The sequence below is a fragment of the Streptomyces sp. ATLC9 genome, assembly GCF_057196705.1.
Genome location: NZ_JBXUOY010000100.1, coordinates 1 through 16,791, shown reverse-complemented (window position 1 = coordinate 16,791; position 16,791 = coordinate 1). Strand labels below are relative to the sequence as shown.

General features: G+C 73.5%; 19 protein-coding genes and 1 pseudogene. 15 read left to right on the top strand and 5 right to left on the bottom strand.

Going from position 1 to position 16,791, the window contains the following annotated elements; all coding sequences use genetic code 11:
• The 4 genes and pseudogenes from AC2CJA_RS13085 to AC2CJA_RS13070 all read left to right on the top strand — a co-directional run.
• A pseudogene (locus AC2CJA_RS13085) lies at positions 1-194 on the top strand (DNA polymerase III subunit gamma/tau); the annotation flags it as partial.
• 173 nt (positions 195-367) lie between these two features.
• On the top strand, positions 368-703 hold the full coding sequence (locus AC2CJA_RS13080) for a YbaB/EbfC family nucleoid-associated protein (protein WP_241717816.1): 336 nt from the start codon (positions 368-370) through the stop codon (positions 701-703).
• A gap of 125 nt (positions 704-828) precedes the next feature.
• Positions 829-1,428 carry a recombination mediator RecR gene (recR, locus tag AC2CJA_RS13075; protein ID WP_484602860.1) on the top strand — a complete coding sequence of 200 codons (600 nt, stop codon included), beginning with the start codon at positions 829-831 and terminating at the stop codon, positions 1,426-1,428.
• Positions 1,421-2,098, top strand: coding sequence for a DUF5063 domain-containing protein (locus AC2CJA_RS13070; RefSeq protein ID WP_484602859.1), 678 nt, complete (start codon positions 1,421-1,423; stop codon positions 2,096-2,098). The genes recR and AC2CJA_RS13070 overlap by 8 nt, the downstream gene beginning before the upstream one ends.
• An 11-nt stretch (positions 2,099-2,109) precedes the next feature.
• On the opposite strand, the gene AC2CJA_RS13065 is transcribed toward AC2CJA_RS13070, so the two are convergent.
• From AC2CJA_RS13065 to AC2CJA_RS13055, 3 genes are read right to left on the bottom strand one after another with little or no spacing between them, the layout of a single operon-like run.
• The gene (locus AC2CJA_RS13065; protein WP_484602858.1) at positions 2,110-2,346 is read right to left on the bottom strand and encodes a DUF7848 domain-containing protein; all 237 of its coding nucleotides are present in this window, start codon (positions 2,344-2,346) and stop codon (positions 2,110-2,112) included.
• The gene (locus tag AC2CJA_RS13060) at positions 2,343-2,558 is read right to left on the bottom strand and encodes a hypothetical protein (RefSeq protein WP_484602862.1); all 216 of its coding nucleotides are present in this window, start codon (positions 2,556-2,558) and stop codon (positions 2,343-2,345) included. Before AC2CJA_RS13060 ends, AC2CJA_RS13065 begins: the two co-directional genes overlap by 4 nt.
• Positions 2,555-2,794, bottom strand: coding sequence for a hypothetical protein (locus AC2CJA_RS13055; RefSeq protein WP_484602857.1), 240 nt, complete (start codon positions 2,792-2,794; stop codon positions 2,555-2,557). Before AC2CJA_RS13055 ends, AC2CJA_RS13060 begins: the two co-directional genes overlap by 4 nt.
• A 288-nt stretch (positions 2,795-3,082) precedes the next feature.
• Between AC2CJA_RS13055 and AC2CJA_RS13050 the strand changes: the two genes are divergently transcribed.
• From AC2CJA_RS13050 to AC2CJA_RS13035, 4 genes are all read left to right on the top strand, one after another.
• Complete coding sequence (locus AC2CJA_RS13050) at positions 3,083-3,469, top strand: YciI family protein (protein ID WP_484602856.1); 387 nt, start codon at positions 3,083-3,085, stop codon at positions 3,467-3,469.
• A 28-nt stretch (positions 3,470-3,497) separates the two neighbouring features.
• Entirely contained in the window at positions 3,498-4,766 is a 1,269-nt protein-coding gene (locus tag AC2CJA_RS13045) for an RNA polymerase sigma factor (protein WP_484602855.1), read from the top strand.
• 346 nt (positions 4,767-5,112) lie between these two features.
• Positions 5,113-6,042 carry a hypothetical protein gene (locus AC2CJA_RS13040; protein ID WP_484602854.1) on the top strand — a complete coding sequence of 310 codons (930 nt, stop codon included), beginning with the start codon at positions 5,113-5,115 and terminating at the stop codon, positions 6,040-6,042.
• A 311-nt stretch (positions 6,043-6,353) separates the two neighbouring features.
• Positions 6,354-6,689, top strand: a complete 336-nt coding sequence (locus tag AC2CJA_RS13035) for a Uma2 family endonuclease (RefSeq protein WP_484602853.1) — start codon at positions 6,354-6,356, stop codon at positions 6,687-6,689.
• Here AC2CJA_RS13035 and AC2CJA_RS13030 read toward each other — a convergent pair.
• Both AC2CJA_RS13030 and AC2CJA_RS13025 read right to left on the bottom strand, forming a co-directional pair.
• A complete protein-coding gene (locus tag AC2CJA_RS13030; protein WP_484602852.1) occupies positions 6,643-7,812 on the bottom strand; it encodes a zinc-dependent alcohol dehydrogenase in 1,170 nt (389 codons plus the stop codon). The two genes, AC2CJA_RS13035 and AC2CJA_RS13030, sit on opposite strands and share 47 nt — an antisense overlap.
• On the bottom strand, positions 7,809-8,285 hold the full coding sequence (locus tag AC2CJA_RS13025) for a hypothetical protein (RefSeq protein WP_484602851.1): 477 nt from the start codon (positions 8,283-8,285) through the stop codon (positions 7,809-7,811). Before AC2CJA_RS13025 ends, AC2CJA_RS13030 begins: the two co-directional genes overlap by 4 nt.
• Positions 8,286-8,505: 220 nt before the next feature.
• Between AC2CJA_RS13025 and AC2CJA_RS13020 the strand changes: the two genes are divergently transcribed.
• From AC2CJA_RS13020 to AC2CJA_RS12990, 7 genes are all read left to right on the top strand, one after another.
• A complete protein-coding gene (locus AC2CJA_RS13020) occupies positions 8,506-9,114 on the top strand; it encodes a Uma2 family endonuclease (RefSeq protein ID WP_484602850.1) in 609 nt (202 codons plus the stop codon).
• A 205-nt stretch (positions 9,115-9,319) separates the two neighbouring features.
• Positions 9,320-10,591 carry an aspartate kinase gene (locus AC2CJA_RS13015; protein ID WP_093851803.1) on the top strand — a complete coding sequence of 424 codons (1,272 nt, stop codon included), beginning with the start codon at positions 9,320-9,322 and terminating at the stop codon, positions 10,589-10,591.
• A complete protein-coding gene (locus AC2CJA_RS13010; protein ID WP_484602849.1) occupies positions 10,588-11,682 on the top strand; it encodes an aspartate-semialdehyde dehydrogenase in 1,095 nt (364 codons plus the stop codon). The genes AC2CJA_RS13015 and AC2CJA_RS13010 overlap by 4 nt, the downstream gene beginning before the upstream one ends.
• A gap of 437 nt (positions 11,683-12,119) precedes the next feature.
• Positions 12,120-12,764, top strand: coding sequence for a SigE family RNA polymerase sigma factor (locus tag AC2CJA_RS13005; protein ID WP_484602861.1), 645 nt, complete (start codon positions 12,120-12,122; stop codon positions 12,762-12,764).
• The gene (locus AC2CJA_RS13000; protein ID WP_484602848.1) at positions 12,761-14,047 is read left to right on the top strand and encodes a hypothetical protein; all 1,287 of its coding nucleotides are present in this window, start codon (positions 12,761-12,763) and stop codon (positions 14,045-14,047) included. The genes AC2CJA_RS13005 and AC2CJA_RS13000 overlap by 4 nt, the downstream gene beginning before the upstream one ends.
• Before the next feature lie 76 nt (positions 14,048-14,123).
• Complete coding sequence (locus AC2CJA_RS12995; RefSeq protein ID WP_484602847.1) at positions 14,124-14,999, top strand: SURF1 family protein; 876 nt, start codon at positions 14,124-14,126, stop codon at positions 14,997-14,999.
• A gap of 343 nt (positions 15,000-15,342) precedes the next feature.
• A partial coding sequence (locus tag AC2CJA_RS12990; RefSeq protein ID WP_484602846.1) for a sensor histidine kinase occupies positions 15,343-16,791 on the top strand: 1,449 nt, incomplete at its 3' end.

Below are 16,791 nucleotides of genomic sequence, written 5' to 3'. Positions count from 1 at the left end.
CGTCGCAGGCGGCCCGGGCGCCCGTGCCGCGCGGCGAGGCCGAGCCGCCGCACCCGCCCCCGCCTCCCGTGGCGCCGGAGGACGACATGCCCGCCGAGGACGATCCGGACCTGGACGAGACCGCCCTTTCCGGCCACGACCTGATCGTGCGCGAGCTGGGTGCGACGGTGCTGGAGGAGATGTACCACGAGTGACGCCGGCCCGTCCGCCGGCATGTCGCCGGGGGCCGGGATCGTCCGGTCCTCACGAGGCCAACAGGCCGGGGAAGCGCGTACGCTCAGGAGTACGGAGTACCGAAGCGGGCGTGTGCGCGACGAGCACGTGTACGCACCCGCGCACGTCGTCGAGCGAGCCAGGAGCGAATCCCGTGATCCCCGGTGGTGGCCAGCCCAACATGCAGCAGTTGCTTCAGCAGGCGCAGAAGATGCAGCAGGACCTCGCCGCGGCCCAGCAGGAGCTGGCAGACACCGATGTAGAGGGATCGGCGGGCGGTGGCCTGGTGAAGGCCACGGTCTCCGGCTCCGGCGAGCTCAGGGGCCTGGTGATCGACCCCAAGGCGGTGGACCCGGAGGACACCGAGACCCTCGCCGACCTGGTCCTGGCGGCCGTCCGTGACGCGAACGCCGCCGCGCAGGAGCTCCAGCAGCAGAAGCTCGGCCCCCTCGCCCAGGGGCTGGGCGGCATGCCGGGCCTGCCTTTCTGAGAAAGGCCGGGCACGGACCGCGCGCCGGGCGCATGGTGCACCGAAAAGCGGAAACGAGCGTACGGTCAGCGCGGGGACCGTACGGGAGCGACAAGGACAGAGCGGGAAGAGTGGAGTAGGCGGCCGTGTACGAAGGCGTGGTTCAGGACCTCATCGACGAGTTGGGCAGGCTGCCCGGCGTCGGTCCCAAGAGCGCGCAGCGGATCGCCTTCCACATCCTGCAGGCCGAGCCGGCGGACGTCCGCCGGCTCGCTCACGCGCTGGCCGAGGTGAAGGAGAAAGTCCGGTTCTGCGAGGTCTGCGGCAACGTCGCGGAGGCCGAGCGGTGCAGGGTCTGTCTGGACCAGCGCCGCGATCCGTCGGTCATCTGCGTCGTGGAGGAGCCCAAGGACGTCGTGGCCATCGAGCGGACACGTGAGTTCCGGGGGCGCTACCACGTCCTCGGCGGTGCGATCAGCCCGATCGAGGGCGTGGGCCCGGACGATCTGCGGATCAGGGAACTGCTGGCCAGGCTCGCCGACGGCACCGTCACCGAGCTGATCCTGGCCACCGACCCGAACCTCGAAGGGGAGGCCACGGCCACCTACCTCGCGCGCATGGTGTCCTCCATGGGCCTGCGCGTGACCAGGCTGGCCAGCGGCCTCCCCGTCGGAGGAGACCTGGAGTACGCCGACGAGGTCACGCTGGGACGTGCCTTCGAGGGGAGAAGACTGCTCGATGTCTGAAGCCATGCCCGAGAACCGCAACCAGGACCTCGGCCAGGACCGCAGCCCGGACGACTTCGCGGTGCAGATCGCGGACCAGGTCGAGAGCTTCCTCGTGGCGGTCGCCGAGGTGGCCAAGGGGGACGAGCCGGACAGCGCCGTCCCGTACCTGCTGCTGGAGGTGTCCCAGCTGCTGCTCGCGGGCGGGCGCCTCGGCGCCCACGAGGACATCGTCCCGGAGGAGCGGTACGAGCCCGACACCGGCCCGGAGCCGGACGTCGACGAGCTGCGCATGCGGCTCGCCCGGCTGCTGGACCCGGTCGACGTCTACTCGGAGGTCTTCGACCCGTACGCGCGCAGCGCCCCGGTCGCCTGCCGCATCTCCGACGACATCGCCGACGTGGTCACCGATCTGCGTCACGGCATGGCCCACTACCGGGCCGGGCGGATCAGCGAGGCGCTGTGGTGGTGGCAGTTCTCCTACCTGTCCAACTGGGGCCCCACCGCCTCCGCGTCCCTGCGCGCCCTGCAGTCGCTGGTGGCCCACGTCCGCCTCGACACCCCCCTCGACGAGCTGGAGGGCCTGGACACGGACACCGACGCCGACGACCTCCAGCTGGAGCGGGAGGCCGGTGCGGTGATGGCGGCGGAGATCGCCGCCCCGCTCGGCATCAAGCCGGCGCGCGACTGACCCGGGGCCGGTCACCCCCGCGTCCAGGCGCGCCAGGGGCGGTGGATGACCTCGCGGTAGGTGTGGTGGAAGGGGTTGCGGCCCGCGTGGGCGAGTGCCCAGCGCTGGACGTCCTGGTAGTCGACGCCCGCCCCCGACCGCCGCCCGCACACCGCGCACTCCATCGCGTACGTGACGGGCTCGGCGTCGGGCTCCCGGTCGGGTTCCAGGGTCCAACTCGCGAAACGGATCACACCGCGCGTGCTCACGGCAGCCTCCTGGTGCGGTCGCGGTTGATCTCGGTCACCCGGGCGCGCAGCTCCTCGCACGTCCCGGCCGGCCGCAGCGCGTCGGCCGGGCAGTCCCACTCCAGCCCTCCGCCGGGCGGGCGGAGCTGCACCAGCCCGCCCACCGTCCCCATCACCTGCCCCACCCGGTCGCTGCGGCTGTCCACGGCGTACGAGCCGACGACGAGGTTCACCTCTCCCCACCCTCCGTGGCGGGCCGTGCGAGCGCGGCGGCCAGCCGCCGTGCCGTGTCGGGGGTGCAGCGGCCCAGTTCCACCAGCGGCGGATCGGCCGTCTCGCCCGCGTACGAGACGAGGTCCACGCGCAGCGAGGGAAGCGTGACGCCCGCCTCGCACAGCGCCTTCCGCAGCTCGTCCACCGCCTCCTCCGCGACGCCGAGCCGTTCACGATCGGCCTGTCGCCCTGTCACGACCACGTCTGACCTCCTGTGTGTGCCGAGAGTCCCCGATTAGATACCCAGAGTGGCCGTCGATGACTACGCTCGCCAGAGTTAGACCATTTCAGTGACCCTTGTTGAGGGAGTGATGCCAGGGCCAGTGGTGGCAGCGGACCGGGCCGGAAGCGGGCCGGGACCGGCCGGAAGAATCTCCGGGAGAAATCCGGCGAGCTGTCGATCCGGTCGTCTCCCGATCGACGCATGGGTGAGAGGCGGGGAGAGAGCCCGCCTCCACCACCCGAAACGAACCGAGGAGCCACCATGCCCCGCTTCATGTCGCTGATCCGCGTGGACGAGCAGAACCTCCCCGCCCAGGCCCCCGACCCCGACTTCGAGAAGCGCATGGGCGCGCTGTTCGAGGAGATCACCAAGGCCGGGGTCATGCTGGACACGGCCGGGCTCGCCCCGACCTCCCAGGGCACCCGGCTCCACTGGTCGGGCGGGAAGGTCAGCCAGACAGACGGCCCCTTCACCGAGACCAAGGAGGTCGTCGGCGGCTACGCGCTCATCCAGGTCAAGGACCGGGCCGAGGCCCTGGAGTGGACCAGGCGGTTCCTGGAGGTCCACCCGGAGCACTGGAGCGTCACCGCCGAGGTCCGCGAGGTCCAGGAGGGTCCGTCCGACCCGTCCGAGCTTCCTTGCCCCTGAGGCCGCGCGGCTGCTCTGATGGGTGGCCGTGACGGGAACGGACGCGGACAACACGACCGGTGCGGGCGGTACGACGGCCGAGACGGTCGAGACGGTGTTCAGGATCGAGTCCGCGCGGATCATCGCCGCCGTGGCCCGCACCGTGCGGGACGTCGGGCTGGCGGAGGAGATCGCACAGGACGCCCTGGTGGCGGCGTTGGAGCAGTGGCCGGAGTCAGGCGTGCCGGAGCGGCCGGGCGCCTGGCTCACGGCCGTCGCCAAGCGGCGCGCGATCGACCTCGTGCGCCGCGGGGAGACGTACGCGCGCAAGCTGGCCGAGGTCGGGCGGACGCTGGAGGACGCCCCGCCGCCGCCCGAGCCCGCCGATCCGGAGGACATCGACGACGACCTGCTGCGGCTGGTCTTCACCGCCTGCCACCCCGTCCTGGCCACGGAGGCCCGGACCGCCCTCACCCTGCGGCTGCTGGGCGGGCTGACGACGCAGGAGATCGCCCGCGCCTTCCTGACCTCCGAGGCGACGGTCGCCCAGCGGATCGTGCGGGCCAAGCGGAAGCTGGCGGCGGCCGGGGTGCCCTTCGAGGTGCCGGACGGCGAGGACCGGGCCGGGCGGCTGTCGTCCGTGCTGGAGGTCGTCTACCTGGTCTTCAACGAGGGCTACTCGGCGACGGCCGGCGACGACCTGTGCCGTCCGGCGCTGTGCGAGGACGCCCTGCGCCTGGCGCGTGTGCTGGAGGGGCTGATGCCGGGCGAGCCCGAGGTGCACGGGCTGGCGGCGCTGCTGGAGCTCCAGGCGTCCCGTATCCCGGCGCGCACCGGCCACGGCGGCGAGCCGGTGCTGCTCGCCGACCAGAACCGCGCCAGGTGGAACCGCATGCTGATCCTGCGCGGCCTGGAGGCCCTGCGGCGCGCGGGGGAGGGCCCGTACGGCCCGTACTGCCTCCAGGCCGCGATCGCCGCCTGCCACGCGCGGGCGGTGCGGTACGAGGACACCGACTGGGCGGTGATCGCCGCACTGTACGGGCGGCTGGCGGCGCTGACGCCCTCGCCGGTGGTGGAGCTGAACCGGGCGGTGGCCGTCTCCATGGCCGAGGGGCCCGAGGCCGGTCTGAGGCTGGTGGACGCCCTCACCGGTGAGCCCGCACTGCGCGGCTACCACCTGCTGCCCAGCGTCCGGGGCGATCTGCTGGAGCGCCTGGGGCGCGGGGAGGAGGCGCGCGCGGAGTTCGAACGCGCCGCTTCCCTGACGCGGAACGAGCGCGAGCGTGAACTGCTGCTGGGACGCGCCCGGCGCTCGTGACCCGAGCCCCGGACACGGGCGCGTACGCGAGCACGGGCGCGGGCGCGGGCGCGCGAAGTCCATTGGGGGGAGCGGGAATTTCACCAGGGAGGTTCGGAGCGTGCGGGGCCCGGGTCTCGGGTTCCGGGATTCGAGCGCTGCCTGTGAGGAATGGGCGGGTTGGTACAACCCGCCCACCCTCCCCTGCGGCGCGCGTACGACAACCGGGCCTGCGGGGATGACCTGAGGTGACCGGGTCGCGACGATGCGTCGCGCCGGTGTAGCGTGCCGACCGACGAATTCGACCCCCGGCGGTGCGCCAACACCGGTCGGGGGTCTGACCACCCAGATCGAAGAAGGCGATCCTGTGGCTGCACAAGACCTTAGCGGCGGCATGCCCGCGCACAAGCACCCCATGGCGTCACCGGGCTACGGAAAGCGCACCGCGCCCGGTCAACGGCCACATGCGGCGGCCGACTTCGCGCACCTTCCCCGGCGCGAGGCATCCGTCGCCGCCTACCTCGACCGGTTGCCCGACGGCGCCGACATCTCCGTGAAGACGCTGGCCAGGGTGCTGCCGGACTACGGCCAGTGCGCGCTGGGCACGGTGCTGCGGCGGCTGTCGGAGGCCGGGCACCTGCGGCGCGGGCGCGAGCACATCACCGGCGGCGGCAGCCCGCGCTGGGTGACGCGCACGTACTTCTCGCGGACGGCGCGCGGCGACGCGTGGTGGGCGGCGTTCCTGGCGGGGGAGCACCCGGAGGACGAACCAGCGTCCGTACCCGCCGCCGAGCCCGCCGCCGGAACCGTGCCCGCACCCGCGCCCGTACGGCCACCGCGTTCGCGGGCGTACGGCGTGCTGGCCGGGCTCGGCCGCGCCGAGCCGCGCATGACGCTCTCGGCCGCCGACTGCGCGGCCCTGGAGGAGCTGGCCGGACAGTGGCTGGAACGCGGGGCCGACGAGCGGCAGCTCACCGGCGCGCTGACCGCCGGACTGCCGCCGGAGGTCCACCACCCGGCCGCCCTCGCCCGCAGGCGCCTGACCGACAAGCTCCCGCCCGAGCCCGCACCCGCCGCCGGAGCCGCACCCGCGCCCGCCTCCGGCCCGCCGGGACCGGCCGTGCTGCGGATGGCGGAGTGCACGGTGTGCGGTGTCCCGGGCCGCCCCGAGGCCCTTCCCGGCGGTCTGTGCCGCGACTGCCGCGGCCTGCCCCCGGCCGCCCCGGCCGGTCCCGAGCCCGACGAGGTCAGAGCGCGCGTCGACCGCCTGCGCGCCGCCGCCAGGGCGACGTGCTGACGTGGAGCGGGAGGCCCGGATGTCCGTGGATGAGTTCGAGCGGATCGAGCGTGCCGCGCCCGAGACGGTCTGGCTGGAGTTCGTCCACGGTCGGCTGGTGGTGAAGCCGGGGGCGGACGGCACCCGGGGCGCGATCCTCGTTCACCTGGTCGGGGCGTTCCTGGCGGAACGCCCCGAGTCGGCGCTCTACCCCTACCGGGGGCTGAAAGTGGGGGCGGGCCGGGAGGACCGGGCCCGTCCCGACGGGACTCTCGCGCCCGGCGGGTACTTCGAGGGGGGACGGGGAGTGGTCCGAGCCCGGCGGTGTGCTGATGCCCGTCGAGGTCACCTCGCACGACCCGGACACCGACCGGCGCGACCTCCCGGACAAGCGCGACGGCTACGCGGCGGCGGGCATCCCCGTCCACCTCCTCGCCGACCGCGACGACCACAGCGTCACCGTGCACTCCGAGCCGGAGGCCGGCACGTACCGGAGCCGGACGACGCGGCCGTACGGGACCGTGGTGGAGATCCCCGACCCGGTCGGGATCACGCTGCGGACCTGCGGAGGGAGAAGCTCAAGGACTATGCCTGACGTGCCCGCCGGGGACCGTCCGGGGCCTACGGGTGGAAGACCGCGCGCACGCAGCCGTCCTTCTTGTGCTTGAACATGTCGTAGCCCTTGGCCGCCCGGTCCAGGGACATGGTGTGGGTGGCCAGGTGGGCGGTGTCGATCTCGCCGGCGGCGATGCGCTCCAGCAGCATCGGGATGTAGCGCTGGCCGTGCATCTGCGCGCCGCGCAGCGTCAGCCCCTTGTTGACGACCATGCCCAGCGGGAACTTGTCGACCGCCCCGGCGAAGACGCCCAGCACGAAGACGGTGCCGCCCTTGCGGCAGGCGTGGATCGCCTGGCGCACGGCGGTGGGGCGGTCGGTCTGGAGGCGGAGCCGGTGCTTGGCCTGGTCGTACAGGTAACCGGGCCCGGTGCTGTGGGCCTCCATGCCGACGGCCTCGACGCACACGTCCGGGCCCCGGCCGCCGGTGCGTGTCCGCAGTTCGGCGGCGACGTCGGTGGAGGTGTAGTCGATGGTCTCGGCACCGGTGTACGTCTCGGCCATCGCCAGCCGCTCGGGGTAGCGGTCGATGCAGACGACGCGCTCGGCGCCCTTGAGGACGGAGGCCCGCGCCGCCATCTGGCCGACCGCGCCGCAGCCCCACACCGCCACCACGTCGCCGGGCCTCACCCCGCCGAGGTCGGCGCCCATCCAGCCGGTGGGCACGGCGTCGGAGGCGAACAGCGCGCTGAGGTCGTCGACGCCCTCGGGAATGGGGAAGGCGCCGTAGTCGGCGAAGGGGACGCGCACGTACTCGGCGTGGCTGCCGCGGATGCCGCCCATGGCGTGCGAGTAGCCGAAGATCCCGGCGGTCTCGTAGCCGAAGAGGGCCTGGCCGATGCCGGGGTTGGTGTTGGTGTTGTCGCACAGCGACCACATGTCGTTGCGGCAGTACCAGCAGCGGCCGCAGCCGATGAAGGAGCACACCACGACCCGGTCGCCGACCCGGTGGCGGCGCACCCCGGAGCCGGTCTCGACCACCTCGCCGACGAACTCGTGCCCGATCACGTCACCGGGCCGCATGGCGGGGATGTAGCCGCCGATGAGGTGCAGGTCCGAGCCGCAGGTGGTGCTCAGCAGCAGCCGTACGACGACGTCCTGGTCGTTGCGGATCTCCGGTTCGGGGATCTGCTCGACCGACAGCTTGTCGACCCCTTCCCAGCACAGAGCCCTCACAGCACTCCCTCCCCGCCGGCGCGCTTCGACGCCAGTCCGACGACCTTTCCCCCGGCGGTGTCGCCGCGTCCGGTCGGCGGCGCGTCCGGCAGCATCACCTCGCCGGCCTCCAGCAGGGACTTGGCCTCGCGCAGCGCGCGCCGCACTCCCTGGCGCGGGTCCTTGCCCGCGAGCCGGGACGGCGGCGAGGCGGAGGCGGGCGGCGCGGGTTCGCGCAGCCGGGCGGCCAGTTCGGTGCCGCGGTCGCCGGGGGCGGGCCGTACGGTGATCTCCAGCGCGTCGCCGAACTCGTCCAGGGGGCTGGGCGGACCGCCGTGGGGCATCACGTCGGTCGGTGCGCGGTCGATGGTCACCACCATCCACCGGCGGCCGTTCTCCCGCGCCCTGCGCCGTGCGGCCGTGGCCCCGCGCAGGGCCGCCGCGCCGGCCCCGGCGCCCGCGAGGACCAGTGCCGTGCGTGCCAGTCGGTTCATGGCCTTCCGCCTCCCGCTCCGTCTGCCGTCGTCCGTCTGCCGTCGTCGCCGTCCGTACCGTCGTTGCAGGGCTGTCCGGGGTACCCCCGTGGGGCGGCGGTCATGCGCGGGGCGGGAGCGGGACGGGACAGGGCGGCCGGACGGGCCGGTGCTCACCCGTACGGGCCATGGAACAGGGAAGTCGCCGGGTAGGCTGACGAAGTCGGCGAGGATACGGCTCATGGGAGCAGTGATGAGTGTCGAGCCCGAGTACGCGTGGCCGCGACCGCCGGCGGGCGGGTACACCGCCGAGGACCTGGACCGGATTCCCGATCTGCCCCCGCACACGGAGCTGATCGACGGGAGCCTCGTCTTCGTGAGTCCGCAGACCGCTTTCCACGCGCGCGCGATGCGCCTGCTGGAGAACCGCCTTCTCCAGGCTGCCCCACCCGAGCTGGACGTCTTCCGGGAGATGACCGTCACCCTCGGGAAGCGGGATCGTCCGGAACCGGACGTCGTGGTCGTCCGGGCCGAGGCGTTGACCAGGCTGCGGCAGACCGGCTTCCGCCCCGAGGACGTCGTCCTGGCCGTCGAGGTGGTGTCGGACGACTCCGAGGCGCGCGACCGCGAGACCAAGCCGCGCAAGTACGCCGCGGCCGGGATCCCGCACTTCTGGCGGGTGGAGGCAGGGGAGGGGGAGGACGGCGCCGCGAGCCCCGTCGCGTACGTCTTCGAGCTGGAGCCCGCCACCCGTGCCTACGCCGTGACCGGCATCCACCACGAGCGACTGAAGGCGGATGTCCCGTTTCCGGTCGATATCGACCTGACGGAAGTCGCGCGGCGGATGTGAGCTGCGCAACGTTCCCGTGTGAAGAGCCGGTGAGCGGGCAGGGGTGCCCGCTGAGCCGGTGCGACGTGGCGCCGCGCCGCGCCGCTTGTGGGCGGTACATCTCACGATGTGGTAAAGGCGGGGTCGGAAAGGCCTGCTCGGTAAACTGAAGCGACCGCTGGGCTCCTGTACGGGAGCCCCGGAAGACAGATTACGAGGAGCGCACGTGGGCCTTGTCGTGCAGAAGTACGGCGGCTCCTCCGTTGCCGATGCCGAGGGCATCAAGCGCGTTGCCAAGCGGATCGTCGAAGCCAAGAAGAACGGCCACCAGGTGGTCGTCGTGGTTTCGGCGATGGGCGACACGACGGACGAGCTGATCGATCTCGCTGGAGAGGTGTCCCCGGTCACGTCGGGGCGCGAGTTCGACATGCTGCTGACCGCCGGGGAGCGGATCTCCATGGCCCTGCTGGCGATGGCGATCAAATCCCTCGGCCACGAGGCGCAGTCGTTCACCGGGAGCCAGGCGGGTGTCATCACCGACTCCGTCCACAACAAGGCCCGCATCATCGACGTCACGCCGGGCCGTATCAAGACCGCACTGGACGAGGGCAACATCGCCATCGTCGCCGGTTTCCAGGGCGTGTCCCAGGACAAGAAGGACATCACCACCCTGGGCCGGGGCGGCTCGGACACCACCGCGGTGGCGCTGGCCGCCGCGCTGGACGCCGAGGTCTGCGAGATCTACACCGACGTCGACGGCGTCTTCACCGCCGACCCGAGGGTCGTGAAGAAGGCCCGCAAGATCGACTGGATCTCGTTCGAGGACATGCTGGAGCTGGCCAGCTCCGGTTCCAAGGTGCTGCTGCACCGGTGCGTGGAGTACGCACGCCGTTACAACATCCCGATCCACGTCCGCTCCTCCTTCTCCGGACTGCGGGGCACGTGGGTCAGCAACCAGCCGCAAGGGGACCAGCCGATGGAGCAGGCGCTCATCTCCGGTGTCGCACACGACACCTCCGAGGCGAAGATCACGGTCGTCGGAGTGCCGGACAAGCCGGGCGAGGCCGCGAAGATCTTCCGGGCCATCGCGGACGGCGAACTGAACATCGACATGGTGGTGCAGAACGTCTCCGCCGCGTCCACCGGTCTGACCGACATCTCCTTCACCCTGCCCAAGACCGACGGCCGCCGGGCCATCGAGGCGCTGGAGCGGGCCAAGGCGTCCATCGGCTTCGACTCCCTGCGCTACGACGACCAGATCGCCAAGATCTCCCTGGTCGGCGCGGGTATGAAGACCAACCCGGGCGTCACCGCCACCTTCTTCGAGGCGCTGTCGGGCGCCGGGGTCAACATCGAGCTGATCTCGACCTCCGAGATCCGCATCTCGGTCGTCACCCGCAAGGACGACGTCAACGAGGCCGTCCGCGCGGTGCACACCGCGTTCGGCCTGGACAGCGAGAGCGACGAGGCGGTCGTCTACGGGGGCACCGGGCGATGACCCCCGCCGGGGGTCTCCCCCGCGTCCCGATCGGTCGCGCCGACCGGCCCACGCTGGCCGTGGTCGGCGCGACCGGGGCCGTCGGCACCGTGCTGCTGGGACTGCTGTCCGAGCGCGCGGACGTCTGGGGGGAGATCCGCCTGGTCGCCTCGGAGCGCTCGGCCGGCCGCAGGCTGACGGTGCGCGGCGAGGAGGCCGACGTCCTCGCCCTGGGCGAGGACGTCTTCGACGGTGCGGACGTCGCGATGTTCGACGTGCCCGCCGAGGTCGCGGCCCACTGGGCGCCGGTGGCCGCGGCCCGGGGCGCGGTGGTGGTGGACGACTCCGGCGCGTTCCGGGCGGACCCGGACGTACCGCTGGTCGTCCCCGAGGTCAACGCCCACGCGGCGCGGACCAGACCCCGCGGCATCGTCGCCAATCCCGGCTGCGCCACCCTGACGACGGTCGTGGCACTGGGGGCCCTGCACGCGGAGTGGGGTCTGGAGGAGATGGTCGTCTCCACCTACCAGGCCGTCTCCGAGTCCGGGCGGCGGGGTGTGGAGACCCTGCGCGAGCAGCTCGCGGCCGTGGCCGGCGCGGAGCTGGGCGTCCACCCCGGCGACGTACGGCGCGCGGTGGGCGACACCGGCCCGTACGCGGCACCGGTCGCGCTCAACGTGGTGCCCTTCTCCGGGGCGCCGGCCGAGGACGGCTGGACGGACGAGGAACTGGCGGTCCGCGAGGAGACCCGCAGGATCCTGGGCCTGCCGGGGCTGCGGGTCACCGCCACCTGTGTGTGGGTGCCCGTCGTCACCACCCACTCGGCGTCGGTGCACGCACGCTTCGAGAACGAGGTCTCGGTGGCGAAGGCGCACGAGATCCTGGCGAACGCGCCGGGCGTGGTGGTGTGCGACGATCCGGCGGTCGGTGAGTTCCCCACCCCGGCCGACGCGGTCGGCACCGATCCCGCCTGGGTGGGGCGGGTGCGGTGCTCGCCGGACGACCCGCGGGTGCTGGAGCTGTTCGTGTGCGGCGACAACCTCCGCAAGGGCGCCGCGCTCAACATGGCGCAGATCGGCGAGCTGATCGCGGCCGAGCGCACCGGGGAATGACCGGAAAACGACGTCGATCCCCATCGGCTCCCCGTCGTCTGTTCCCGCTTGTCCCGTCGGCTCTCACCGGCTCTCACCGGCCCCGCTGCGGCCGGACAGGACATGGCGGGTGGACGGCGGGCCGTACGCTCCGCCGCCGGTGGCCGGAGCCGGGCACCGCGGAGCCGGTTGTGAAGGACTTGTAATGAAGTCATACCCAGTAACCGCTTGATCCGGACCAGCCTTCTGGATGAGGATTTTCCCTCGCATGCCCGGAACCGCGATCCGGGCGCGGGCGTCTCCCGTTCCGCTGCCGGAAACCGAAGGCGCCTGTTCGGCGGCGGAGAGGAAGAGGTGGTACGCATGCGGTCGTCCGGTTCGCCGGGAAGAACGACGCTCCGCGCGTACAACCCTGACGGGGGGAAGCGTGTCCAACAGGCGTGGCAGAGGCACTCGGAATCGCAACGGCGCCCGTACGGGCCCCCGCGGGCGGCGGCACGCCCGGCAGGGGCACGCCCGTGATCGCTCCCTGGTCGGCTTCCCGTCCCGCACGGCTCCCCTCACAGCCGAGGGACGCTGACGGCACGATGGCAGCGGGCACCACCGTGGCGGGCACCACCGTCGACCACCTCACCGAGACCTACCGGGCCCACTACCGCTCCCTGCTCGGGCTCGCCGCCCTGCTGCTCGACGACACCGCGTCCTGCGAGGACGTGGTGCAGGAGGCGTTCATCCGCGTGCACTCCGCGCGCAGGCGGGTGCGGGAACCGGAGAAGACACTGGCGTATCTGCGCCAGACCGTCGTCAACCTCTCCCGGTCCACGCTGCGCCGCCGCATCCTGGGGCTGAAGCTGCTCTCCAAGCCGATGCCGGACATGGCCAGCGCGGAGGAGGGCGCGTACGCGCGCATCGAGCAGGACGAGTTGAAGAAGGCGCTGCGCAAGCTCCAGCGCCGCCAGCGGGAGGTGCTGGTCCTGCGGTACTTCGCGGACATGACCGAGGCGCAGGTCGCCGAGACGCTCGGCATCTCGCTCGGCTCGGTGAAGGCATACGGCTCCCGGGGCATCGCCGCCCTGCGGGTCGCGATGGAGGCGCCCGCATGAGCGGCGACGGACGGCACGAGGAACAGGGCGACCCGCAGGGGAGAACCGGGGACGGCGAGGGCGGGGGGCGGGAGGGACGGGGGCCGGACGAGAGCGGCTCGGCGGGCGAGGACCCGGCCGGCCCGGTGGACCCGGACGGCCCGGTGGACCCGGACGGCCTGGACGAGCGGTCGCTGCGGCTGATGCTGCGCGGCGCCGTCGAGGACGTCGCGCCGGCCCCGGACGCCCTCGAGCGCCTCCACCACGCCGTACCCGCCCGCCGCGCCCGCCGCGGGCAGCTGGCGGTCGGGGCGGTCGCGGCCGGCCTCGTCATCGGCGTGGCCACCCCCGCCCTGGTGCAGAGCGGCGTCATCAACCGGGTCCTGGACGGCAACGCCACCAACGCCGCCAGCGCCCAGGACCCGCGGGAGGGGGCCGGGGCGGGCGGCCAGAGCGGCGACGCCGCGGAGCGGGAGACCGGCCGGCAGTCCGCGGGCGACGGCCGGCAGGACGCGGCGGGATCGCGCGACGGCTCCGGCAGGGACGGCTCCGCGTCGTCCTCCGAGACCGGCGACGCACTCGGCCCGACCTCGCCGAGCTGCCTGCGCTCCCAGATCGGCGACGGTGGCTCCACGGTGAGCCCCGCCGACGCGGACGGCCATGTGTACGGGGCCTTCAGGATCACGAACGTCTCGGGCGCCTCCTGCCTGGTGGACGGATCCGACACCGTCACCGCCACCCCGGTGGGCGCCGCCGACCCGACCGGCTTCGGCGTCGTCGACCACACCCTTGGCGGCAGGGCGGCCAAGCTGCCCGACCCCCAGCTCGAACCGGGCTCGTTCGTCCTGGAACCGGGCCGCTCGTACGTGGTGCGGTTCGCCTGGGTGCCGCGCGATGGCGGCGCCACCACCGGCTGCCCGGTGCCCCCTGACCCGGATCCGACGGCTCCCGGCGGCTCCTCCGCGGGGACGGACTCCGGAGGCGGCACCGGCGGCGGAGGAGGGGGCACCGGCGGCAGCGGCGGCCCGGCCTCCTCCGCGGGCGCCGACACCGGCGGCGGCACGGCGCCCCCCGACGGCGGCCAGGGCGGCGAGGGCGGTGACACCGTCGAGGAGCCCACCGAGAGCAGCGGCGTCAGCCCCCAGCTCGCGTACGACAGCGGCGGCTCCGGTCCGGGTGCCGCGGCGGCCTCGGTCGTCCTGCGCTACGTGCCCGCGGCGGGGGAGCCGCGCATCGGCAGGATCGAGATCGCCGGGGCCTGCGCGGGGACGGTGTACCGCACCGGCCCCGTACCGGAGAGCTGACGCGCAGCGGGCCCGCGCGCGGCGCGCGGCGGGGTCGGACGGGCCGCCCCCGCCCCGCCCCCGTACCGTTGAGGGCGTGTACCGGTTCCTGCTGACCCCGCGCTGGTGGGTGATCAACCTCTTCGTGCTGCTCTCGATCCCCGTGTGCCTGTTCATGGGGAGCTGGCAGCTCAGCCGCTTCGAGGACCGCGTGGACTCCCACCAGGCCCGGCAGGAGCGCTCGGCGGAGGAGACCGCCGAGGCCGACGCCGGAGAGCTGGACGATCTGCTGCCCCTCACCCAGGAGACCGTCGGGCAGGCCGCCCGGGCCACCGGCCGCTACGACGCGGCCCACGAGTTCCTGGTACCCGGCCGCCGCCTCGGCGACCGCGAGGGCTTCTACGTGCTGACCCCGCTGCGCACCGGCGACGGCCGGGCCCTGCCCGTCGTACGCGGCTGGCTGCCCGGCGAGGCCGACCCCGCGCGGGTGCCCGCGCCGCCGGCCGGCGAGGTGAGCGTCACCGGGATGCTCCAGGCACCGGAGAGCCAGAGTTCACCGGGAGCCGTCGGCGGCGCCCTGCCGCAGGGCCGGATCGGCATCATCAGCGCGGCCACGCTGGTCAACCTGGTGCCCTACGACGTGTACGACGCGTGGGTCACCGTCCAGCGCGCACAGGAGCCGATGGAGGCGGTGCCGCCGGTCGCGCCGACGGGCACGGGACTGGACCTGAAGGCGTTCCAGAACCTGGGCTACACCGCGCAGTGGTTCGTCTTCGCGGGCTTCGTGCTCTTCATGTGGTACCGGCTGTTCCGCCGCGAGACGGAGACCGTCCGCGATCTCGCCCTCGGCATCGAGGCGTCCGCCGGGCCGTCCCCGCGGTCCGGTCCGGCGGCACCGGAGCCGTCACCGGACGGGGCCGCTGCGGGCGCGGCCGGCACCGGCGCTCCGTCCGGAGGAGAATCCGCGCTCTGACATGGATGCCGCCGTCCTGACGGCCGCCGTCCCCGCCGCACGCGGAGGCCGGGAGCAGAGCGGCGGCGGTCGGCAGGACGGCGTACGCGCATGGATCCCCCGGGGAAGTCGTGGTCGCACCCCATGATGCCCGGCGCGGACACCGCACGGGTCCGGGCCGGCGGCCCGGGGGAGAAGCCCTGGCGTCTCCTTCATCGGCTCGGCACACGCGCCGTGTGATGCATGGTTACTATGACGAAGGCAATCGCACGAGAAGGCAACTCCCCTTTCTCCAGCGGGCTTTCGGCCGCCTTTTGTCTTCCGACCGCATCACTCGCCCCCACACAGCCACAGGGATTGCGCGATGTCAGATCCTGCCGCCCCCGGCCAGCACCGAGTGCCCGGAGGACGCCTGCCCCTCGCCTTACTCGCCGTCGGCCTGACGGCGCTCGTGGCGGGCGGAGTGGCGGGCGCCGCCGCGGCCCCCGAGAGCACGCGCCCCTGGTTGCTGGGCGTGGTCGCGGTCGCCGGAGTCCTGGCCGTCGCGGCCTCCCTCGCCGTCTTCCTGACCCTGCGGCGGACGACCGCCGCCTCCGCGAACGCCGCGGCCGAGAACACGGCGCTGCGCCGCCAGTCCGACTACCGGCAGGCGCACACCGCCCACCTGGCCGACTCCGTCCTGCCGGCGGTCGCCGAGCGGCTGCGGACCGGCGCCCGGCCGGAGGAGGCGCTGGCGGGGATGCCCGTCCCGGAGGACCTCCCGCTCCAGCGGGTCCTCCACGTCTTCGCGCACGAGGTCTCCTCCGCCACCGGGCAGCGGCTGTCCGCGCAGGCCGGACGGGACGAGGCGGTCCGGCGGGCGCAGGCGCTGGCGGACGGGGTGGACGACCTCCTGGCGAACGTCCTGCCCAGGACCTTCGAGCGGCTGCGCGGCGGCGCCTCGGCGGGCACGGCCCTGGCGAAGGTGCCGCGCCCCGACGACGAGCGGCTGGCCACCCTGACGGAGTTCGTGATCCGGGAGTACGCGACCAGTGAACGGCGGTCGGCCGCCGCCCGGACGGCGGGTACCAAGGCCCTCAGCCGGGTGCAGGCGGCGGCCGTGAGCATGCTGGCGGACCTGCGCGAGATGCAGGAGCGGCACGGCGAGGAGGTCTTCGGCGACCTGCTCAGGCTGGACCACAGCACCTCGCAGGTCGGACTGCTCACCGACCGCCTGGCCCTGCTGATGGGCGGCCGCGCCAGCCGGGCCTGGAACAAGCCGATCATCATGGAGAGCATCCTGCGCGGTGCGGTGGGACGCATCGCCGCCTACCAGCGGGTCCGCATGCACTGCGCCAGCTCCACCGCGATCGCCGGGTTCGCCGCCGAGGGCGTGATGCACCTGCTCGCGGAGCTCATCGACAACGCCGCGAACTTCTCCCCGCCCATCGACGAGGTCAACGTCTACGTCGAGGAGCGCACCGCGGGCCTGGTGGTGACCATCGAGGACAGCGGACTGCGCATGTCCGACGCCGCGATGCGCCGCGCGGAGAAGGCCGTCTCCGGTGATTCGACCGACCTCGCCCACCTCCAGGGCACCCGCCTCGGTCTGGCCGTGGTCGGGCTGCTGGCCCACAAGTACGGCATCTCCGTGAGCTACCGGCCGTCCTCCCGGGGCGGCACCGGTGTGGTGGTCCTGCTGCCGCCGCACCTGCTGGCACAGCAGCGTGCCGAGGCCCCGTTCCCGGCCGCGGTCCCGGCCGCCAGGCCCTCCAGGACCACGCGGGAGGCCCAGGCGCCCGCCACCGGACCCGCCCTCCCCGCCGCGCCGGCC

Coding starts and splice junctions, on each gene's coding strand:
- AC2CJA_RS13070 (WP_484602859.1), top strand. CDS start 1,421: ATGTCTGAAGCCATGCCCGAGAACCGCAACCAGGACCTCGGCCAGGAC.
- AC2CJA_RS13050 (WP_484602856.1), top strand. CDS start 3,083: ATGCCCCGCTTCATGTCGCTGATCCGCGTGGACGAGCAGAACCTCCCC.
- AC2CJA_RS13035 (WP_484602853.1), top strand. CDS start 6,354: ATGCCCGTCGAGGTCACCTCGCACGACCCGGACACCGACCGGCGCGAC.
- AC2CJA_RS13025 (WP_484602851.1), bottom strand. CDS start 8,285: ATGAACCGACTGGCACGCACGGCACTGGTCCTCGCGGGCGCCGGGGCC.
- AC2CJA_RS13020 (WP_484602850.1), top strand. CDS start 8,506: ATGGGAGCAGTGATGAGTGTCGAGCCCGAGTACGCGTGGCCGCGACCG.
- AC2CJA_RS13010 (WP_484602849.1), top strand. CDS start 10,588: ATGACCCCCGCCGGGGGTCTCCCCCGCGTCCCGATCGGTCGCGCCGAC.
- AC2CJA_RS13000 (WP_484602848.1), top strand. CDS start 12,761: ATGAGCGGCGACGGACGGCACGAGGAACAGGGCGACCCGCAGGGGAGA.